We start from the raw sequence: 7,365 nt of genomic DNA on the forward strand, positions 1-7,365 counted from the left end.
GGCGGGGCCATGGACAGGACCTGATAGCATTTGGGGGCGTTTTTCCGCAGAAGCCCCTCATTGGTGTCGTGGGTATAGATGTCCTCCGCATATTCCAGCCGGGCATAGTCGATGGATTCGGTGAGGACCGCGTCATGCATATAGCTGTCGGCCTGGGCCAGCACCCCTGACAGGTCGTTGGTGGAGAGGAAGGGGGCATAGATTCCCGATTTGGCGTAAAGCTTTGTCTCAAAAGGCATCTCCCCTACCAGCACCGACTTGACGCCGTAAGCCCGTGCCTCCTGGACCCGCATCTCCAGCCCCACCTGGGCCGCGTAGGGATTATAGGGCCCCAGGGCCAGGTCGCAGTTGAGCAGGAGCCGGGCCCCCTTCCGGGCGGCGATATCCGCCACCTCAAAGTATTTGGCGTCGTCCCCTACAAGGACGGCCATGGAGCCGATTTCGGTATCCGCCACGGCGGTTTCCCGGCCGGAAGCCAGGCCCATCTTCCGCTCCAGGGCGGATAGGAAGATCTTATCCTGGGTCAGGACCATGTAGCCGTACCGGTCAAAGAGGGTGGCCCGGTTATAAAGCCTGTCCTCCTCCATACAGAGGATGGAGCCGCCTAGGATATAGATGTCATGGAGCCTTGCCAGCTCGGAGAATATGGTCAGGTAGACGTCGCCGATGACCCCGGAAAGCTCCTCCATGACGTCGGCGATCATCCCCAGGGCCTCCTCCAGGTCCTGGGCGGCGGCCAGCTCCCGGGACAGAGGTTTCCACACCGGCAGGGCCGACAGGAGCAGCATGCCGGTATACTCGGGGAAGACCACCAGCTGGGCCCCTTCCTCCCGGGCCTTCTGGACATAGGCGTTCATATCGGCGATATAGTCAAACAGCCCGGAATAGGTCTTGGCTGTCACGCTCATCGCCGCTACCTTGATGTCGGCAAGGTCAATATGTTTCAGGTTGCCGCTGGGCATCACTTCCAGGTTGTCAATCATCTCCAGCAGCTTTTTCGCCTTGGTTTTGGAAATAATCTTCTTTCGCGCCATGCGCAGGGAAAATCCCTTCATTCCTTCCCGCCCCCCATCAGATATTCCGCGTTGGTCCGCATAAAGCCGTGGGACAGGAAGCTGGGCAGCGGGGTGTCAAAGACGGCGGGCACAGCGGCCTCCACATCCACCTGGGCCGAGAGGGTCAGGGTGGGGGTGGGATAGACCACAAACCCGCTGCCGTCCTCGGTGGCGGCGCAGGGCGCGGTGACGCAGGCCCGCTTGTTGCTGGCGCTGGCCACCACCAGGCTGTGCTGCTGGGCCGTGTTCCAGGGGCCGGAGAGGATCCGGTTCCGGTTGTAATCCCGGTTCTGGAAGTACTGGGAGGACACCACCAGCTGGGCGCCCATGGCTTTCGCCATCCGCAGCAGATAGGGGTGGTAGATATCCACATCCACGCAGAGGAAGATGTTCCCCAGCTCGGTGGAGAAAATCTTCAGGCTCTCCGCCTTGCGGAAGTGGCCCAGGGCCAGGGAATTGAGATGGGTGGCCCGCTGGGCGCCCAGGATATTCCCCTCCCGGTCGATGATGGTCATGCACAGGTAGTCAAAGGCCGAAAACACCGCCGGCACCAGGTAGGTGCCGTATTTGATGGCATATTCCATGCACTGGGACAGGTAGTCCTTGGTGTCATATTCGGGTACATAGTCCTTCACCGGGGAAAAAACGGTCAAGTCGCTGGCCGGATCCGGTTTCTCAAAGGGCGGGACTATGGATATATGGATATTTTTCATGAAATCACTTCTTTTGTTCCCATGATTCCGGCCGGTTCCGGCCGGATGCCGTTTTGCCCTTTCCTGACTTTCCACGACAAAACGTTACAATGTAAATTATACTTGATTGCCCCCGGTATGGCAATAATTTTCCGGCAATATTTCCCACGCCAAAAGATGGAGTTCCTTCCTTTTTCTGCCACTGCCTCCCTGCCCTGCCCGCAAAAAAAAAGCCGTCCCCGGCCCAATGGCCGGTGACAGCCTCTTTTCTATGACGTCTCTCTCCTTTAGAGGGAAAATCCCCTTTTTAGCGCCTCAAAAAATTCCCCGGCGGTGAGGTTCCCCAGCTCCACCGAGTTTTCCCGCTCTGCAATGTCCCCCAAATAGTGGGCGTCGGAGCTGGTGACGCTGTTAATCTGCCGCAGGTAGTCGTGCTGCTCCCGCAGAGCGGGAAGCTTGGTCTTATCCTTGACCTCAAACAGGGGGAACTGCCACTCCGGCGGGAGAAATCCCAGATTGGAGAGGAGGGAATAAGCGCTTTTGTCGATGTGGGCCGGATAAGCCACCCCGCCGAAGGATTCCACCAGCGGCCCCACCTCCATCACCGAAATGGAGGAGGCGTTGATCAGCAGCTTCTCCACATATCCGGTGATCTCGTCGTTTTCATCCATGATCCGCTGTTCCCCAAAGATCTCCGGCCGGTTCTTTACATCCGGGGAGTGGGCGTCTACATATCCGTCAAAGGCCATGGCCTTTTCCAGGGTATCGAACAGGCAGACCACATGAATTTCCTCGCTGGTGCAAAGCTCCATCCCCGGCAGCACAATCAGCGGATACTGGGCCGCCGCCTTCATCAGGGCGCCGCAGTTTTTCGCCGAGTTGTGGTCGGTCAGGGCAATGACATCCAGCTCCTTGAGGGCCGCCATCCCCGCGATGTTGTTGGGGGTCATGTCATTGTCCCCGCAGGGGGACAGGGCTGAATGAATATGCAGGTCATAATAGATCCGGTTGATGGCTTCTCCCTCCTTGCGGGCGGGCAGTGCCCGCTGCCACCGGCTACCGCCGGGGGATATCGCGTTTATGTGTCAATCGCAACTCAGTTGCGGGCATCGCGAACAGTGTTACAAAATAAAACCCAGGGCGCGTCATGCCCGCCGCAGGCGCGCGTGAGACGCGGCAGTGTCTCGGATAAAACCAGGGGCGCGACCTGCTGCCCGCTAGGGCTGCGGGCATCGCGGGCGGGCAGTGCCCACTGCCAAGTCGCGGATGGGCACTGGCGGTAACCCATTCGCGGGTGACGCGGCAATGTCGCGGACAAGACCAAAAGCGCGTTTTGCCCGCCGCAGGCGCGCCGGCTACCGCCGGAGGATATCGCGCTGTGGCGCAATGGGTAACTTAGTCGCAGGTGTCGCAGCAGTGGTTTCCACTAGGCCATGGGCACGACCTGCTGCCCGCTAGGGCCCACCTGCCGCTGGAGGATACCGCGCTGTGGCGCAATGGGTAACTTAGTCGCGGGCGCCGCAGCAGTGGTTTCCACTAGGCCGTGGGCGCGTCTTGCACGCCGCCAGGCGCGCGGGTAACGCGGCGGTGTTACAAACGTAACTTAGGGCGCGTCATCCCCCTGCGGTAGCTGGCGGTGGATGGTCAAAGCCGCCTCAAAAACGGGCAGTTCGGTGGCCAGCAGGCAGATATCCTGCTGCTGGGCCCGGGTTATACAGGCCTCCTCCGGCTGGACCCCTTCGGCAAAGATGATACAGCTGACATCCGCCAGAGCCCCTACCGCCACCGAGTTGACATTGCCCATGACGGTGACCCAGGCGCCGTCCGCCGGGGCCCGCCCCATGGCAATAGAGAGCATATCGCAGCAGTAGACCTTGCTGATCTCCCGCTCAGGATCCCCGGGACAGAGGACCCCAAATCCCGATTGTTCCGTCAGTTCCTTGACTGTCATTCTTTCTCCTCCCTGCCTTTTTTGATGGTAAAGGGCGGCTCAATATAGCTTTTTTGATCCGCCATCTTCTCTAGGAACTCCTCCATCTGCTCCTTCATGTTAAAGATGCAGTCCTCTTCCTGGGCAAAGCCCCTGACCACGTCCTCCGCCAGGGCCATACAGGAGGGAGCCCCGCAGGAGCCGCAGTCCAGGCCGTGGAGCCGGGAGACAATCTCCTCCATCTCGTTGAGCTTTTCCATGGCCTTGTTCATATCCTGATCCAGCTGGAGGGCGTTGCTCTTATCCAGCGGGGCGTCCCATTCCAGCTTGCTCATCCGCTCATCCCGCAGATGGTTGCAGGAGACGGGCAGATACTTCCGCAGCCGTTTGAGCTTGGCCTTGGCGATGTAGGGGTTTTCCACCGTCAGTACCCCGCCGACGCAGCCGCCGCTACAGGCGTTAAGCTCTACAAATTCCAGACCGGAAAACCGCTCGTCCTCCAGATCCTCCAGCACCTTGATTACGTTTTCAATGCCGTCGGCGGCCAGGTAATTCTCGTTGATCAGCGCCGCCGCTTCTCCGCCGGAGCTGGCCCAGCCTACCCCGATCCGGCCGGCGTCCACCACCTTGTCCGACTGGTCCTCATCCTCCAGCTCCTTCATCAGGTGGATGAGCCGGGGATAGACCTCGCTCATGGCCACCGCCCCGTCCACATAGCTTTTCTGGGCGCCCAAGGGGTACCGGATGGCCGACACCTTGGCCGGACAGGGGGAGATGAAGATGGCCCCGATTTTTTCCATGGGCAACCCGGTGAGGTTGGCCGCCTTTTTCTTGGCGATGCGGGCGGCCAGCTCAATGGGGGCGTGGAGGGGCAGGATGTTGGGGATCAGCTCGTGAAACCGCACCCGGATCAGCCGCACCACCGCCGGGCAGGCGGAGCTGATCACCGGCAGCTTCAGCGCTCCCTGCTTCATCAGCTTCCGGGTGGCGTCGGAGACGATCTCCGCCGCGGCCGCCACCTCATACACCGCGTCGAAGCCCATCTTTAACAGGGCGTCCAGCACAATCTCCTTGTCGTCCAGGTTGTTAAACTGCCCGTACAGGGAGGGCGCCGGCAGAGCAATGGTATATTCATAATCGTCGATGATGGAAAGGCTGTCATAGACCGCTTTCTTGGCATGGTTGGGACAGACCCGGATACACTCCCCGCAGTCAATGCACCGCTCGGTGATGATATGGGCCTTTCCATCCCGAACCCGGATCGCTTCGGTGGGACACCGCTTGATGCAGTTGATGCAGCCTTTGCAGGCGTCGGTATCCAGGGTCACCGAATGAAATCTGTTTCCCATTCCTTCATGTCACTCCTCAAAACCGTCCAGTGGGGACGGCGTAATCCTCCAGGGCCCTACGATTGGACATAGACCCGCATGGTCACGGTGGTTCCTACCCCCACCTGGCTTTCCACCTTCATCTCATCGGTGTACTTTTTCATGTTGGGCAGCCCCATGCCGGCGCCAAAGCCCAAAGACCGGACATTGTCCGGCGCGGTGGAATAGCCTTCCTTCATGGCAAGGTTGATATCGGCGATGCCGGGGCCGGTGTCCGCCAGCACCATATTCACATATTCCGGGGTGATCTCCACCGTGATCTCCCCGCCGTCGGCGTGGATGACCATGTTGATCTCCCCCTCGTACATGGCGATGGCCACCTTCCGGATGACGTCGGGGGCCACGCCCAGCTTTTTCAGCGCCTTTTTCACCGCGCTGGAGGCCTCTCCCGCCCGGGTAAAGTCATCGCCGGGGACGCTGTATTTCAAAATCACAGGCGCGCTCACGATATATCGCAACCTCCCTTGAGTCCGTTTTCATAGAGCAGGCCGCAGGCGGTGAACATCCGGTAGGGGGTGGCCATGAGGATAATATCCCGCTCTTTGGCCAATTCGATGATGGCGTCATCGGGCTGCTTGCCCCGGACAAAGATAATACATACCATATCCATCATATCAGCGGTGCGCACCACCTGGGGATTGACCAGGCCGGTGAGGAGCACCGACTGATCCTTGACAAAGGCCAAAACATCGCTCATCATATCGCTGCCACAGGCGGTATGCACTTCCCGGGAAAGTTCATCCTCTCCGCAGATGACCTGTGCTTTTAAAATCTTTTGTACATCTGAGACTGTCATAGGGACCCTCCTAGCTTGATAAAGTATCCATGGCGGTTTCCATTGTGGCGGGGCGCTCTCCCACAGGCAAAACACCCCATTTTTTTGATTATACCATTTGCGGCGCCGACATAGCAACTATATTTCCTCCAAAGAGAGCCTCTGTTTTTGTATAAACTCTAAAAAACGGCGGGAAATCCGTCTCCTTCCCCCATTTCCCCGCCAACTTCCTGGAGGAGGCGCTTCTCTATGAAGGTAAAAAGAGGCGGGAAATATTCCCGCCTCTTTTTTGGGCAAATTTATCCTTATAAGATCATGGCCAGGGTCATCATCTCCCGGATTTTCTCATAAATCGCCGGCGCGTCGGAGGGAGGCAGGGGATTTTTCCCCCGCCCTACCTCGATGGTAAAGCCCGGGCGCCGGTATTTCTGGATAAAGTAGTCCTTGAGCCCTCCGTGGGAGGCGATCCCCTCCGGCTCGGAGAGGGTATAGCCGCTGGAGGAGGCCAGGATCTGGGCCATCAGCTTGGACTGGATGGGGGTATGGGGCCCGTAGTGGTAATAGATCTCCTCCCCCTGGCTGTGGAAGCTGTAAAGGGTCTTGATATCAAAGGAGGAGATGATATGGGCGATGGCTTTGACCTCCGGCTCGCTCATAGGCCGGTAGCCGCCAAACCGGGTGGGGGCGGGCTTGAGGATGCCGTAGGAAATCTCCATCTGCCGCAGCTTTTCCCAGCCGGCGTCAAAGTTGTGGTTGAGGTCCACGCCCCGGGCGTTGGCCTGCCATCTTTCAAAATGGCCGTCGCAGATGTCATAAATCCGCTTGGCCAGGTGCAGACAGCCCCGGGCCCCATGCTGGGCGATTTCCACCCCATCGGGGTTGAGCATGGGGACAATGATCAGCCCCCTGCTCTCCTGCACCCTGCGGGGATCCACCCCGCAGATCTGGGTCCGGTTCCCCAGGGCCTCCATCAGCTCTTCGGCGAACATCATCAGCAGCGCTGAGGTGATGGATTCCAGCCCATGGGTGGCCCCCACCATCAGCGCTGGCTGCCGCAGCTGCCCCATCCCCAGGGCGTAGATGCTCCGGCCCAGCACCGATTTGCCCATGACAAAGGCTTTGACAGGGCCCTTCGCCCCCTTGATCTTCTTTATTTTTTCTTCTAAATCCCCGTATCCAAAGGGGCGCGGGCCGTATTCTTCCATGGCTGAACACCTTTTCCTTTTATAGTCAGTATCATTTCTATGAAAAATTTTCCCCTTCTATTCACCCTTTCCCCTTTGTGCTATAATAGACCTAGCGGCCCCTACCGGGGCGCGCCTAGCGGCGGGCATGACGCGCTCATGGCCTAACTAAAACCACCGTCCGCGACACCCGCAACTAGGTTGCGATTGAAACCATAGCGCGATATCCGCCCCGGGAGGGGCGCGATTTGGCCGCGGCGACTCGCCGCAAGGAGGAATATGATGAAAAATTTATATGAAGAAACCATCTCCAGTGAAATGATATATAAAGGAAAGGTCGT

8 protein-coding genes are annotated in these 7,365 nt (G+C 58.8%); all 8 read right to left on the minus strand.

The window, feature by feature from the left end:
* A partial coding sequence (locus ACZ25G_RS05255; RefSeq protein ID WP_463681781.1) for a nitrilase-related carbon-nitrogen hydrolase occupies window positions 1-1,055 on the minus strand: 1,055 nt, incomplete at its 3' end.
* Window positions 1,052-1,768 (minus strand): hypothetical protein, encoded by a 717-nt coding sequence (locus ACZ25G_RS05260; RefSeq protein ID WP_342682386.1) that lies wholly within the window; start codon window positions 1,766-1,768, stop codon window positions 1,052-1,054. The genes ACZ25G_RS05255 and ACZ25G_RS05260, both read right to left, overlap by 4 nt.
* A gap of 266 nt (window positions 1,769-2,034) precedes the next feature.
* On the minus strand, window positions 2,035-2,820 hold the full coding sequence (locus tag ACZ25G_RS05265; RefSeq protein ID WP_463681784.1) for a PHP domain-containing protein: 786 nt from the start codon (window positions 2,818-2,820) through the stop codon (window positions 2,035-2,037).
* Between the two features lie 530 nt (window positions 2,821-3,350).
* A complete protein-coding gene (locus ACZ25G_RS05270) occupies window positions 3,351-3,698 on the minus strand; it encodes a DRTGG domain-containing protein (protein ID WP_342682384.1) in 348 nt (115 codons plus the stop codon).
* Complete coding sequence (locus ACZ25G_RS05275; RefSeq protein ID WP_191482940.1) at window positions 3,695-5,026, minus strand: [Fe-Fe] hydrogenase large subunit C-terminal domain-containing protein; 1,332 nt, start codon at window positions 5,024-5,026, stop codon at window positions 3,695-3,697. The genes ACZ25G_RS05270 and ACZ25G_RS05275 overlap by 4 nt, the downstream gene beginning before the upstream one ends.
* Before the next feature lie 56 nt (window positions 5,027-5,082).
* Window positions 5,083-5,511, minus strand: a complete 429-nt coding sequence (locus ACZ25G_RS05280) for an ATP-binding protein (protein WP_463681782.1) — start codon at window positions 5,509-5,511, stop codon at window positions 5,083-5,085.
* Entirely contained in the window at window positions 5,508-5,861 is a 354-nt protein-coding gene (locus ACZ25G_RS05285) for a DRTGG domain-containing protein (RefSeq protein WP_191482938.1), read from the minus strand. The genes ACZ25G_RS05280 and ACZ25G_RS05285 overlap by 4 nt, the downstream gene beginning before the upstream one ends.
* 284 nt (window positions 5,862-6,145) lie before the next feature.
* A complete protein-coding gene (locus ACZ25G_RS05290) occupies window positions 6,146-7,045 on the minus strand; it encodes a M14 family metallopeptidase (RefSeq protein WP_463681783.1) in 900 nt (299 codons plus the stop codon).
* Window positions 7,046-7,365 lie beyond the last annotated feature (320 nt).

This window comes from Zongyangia sp. (genome assembly GCF_965361945.1).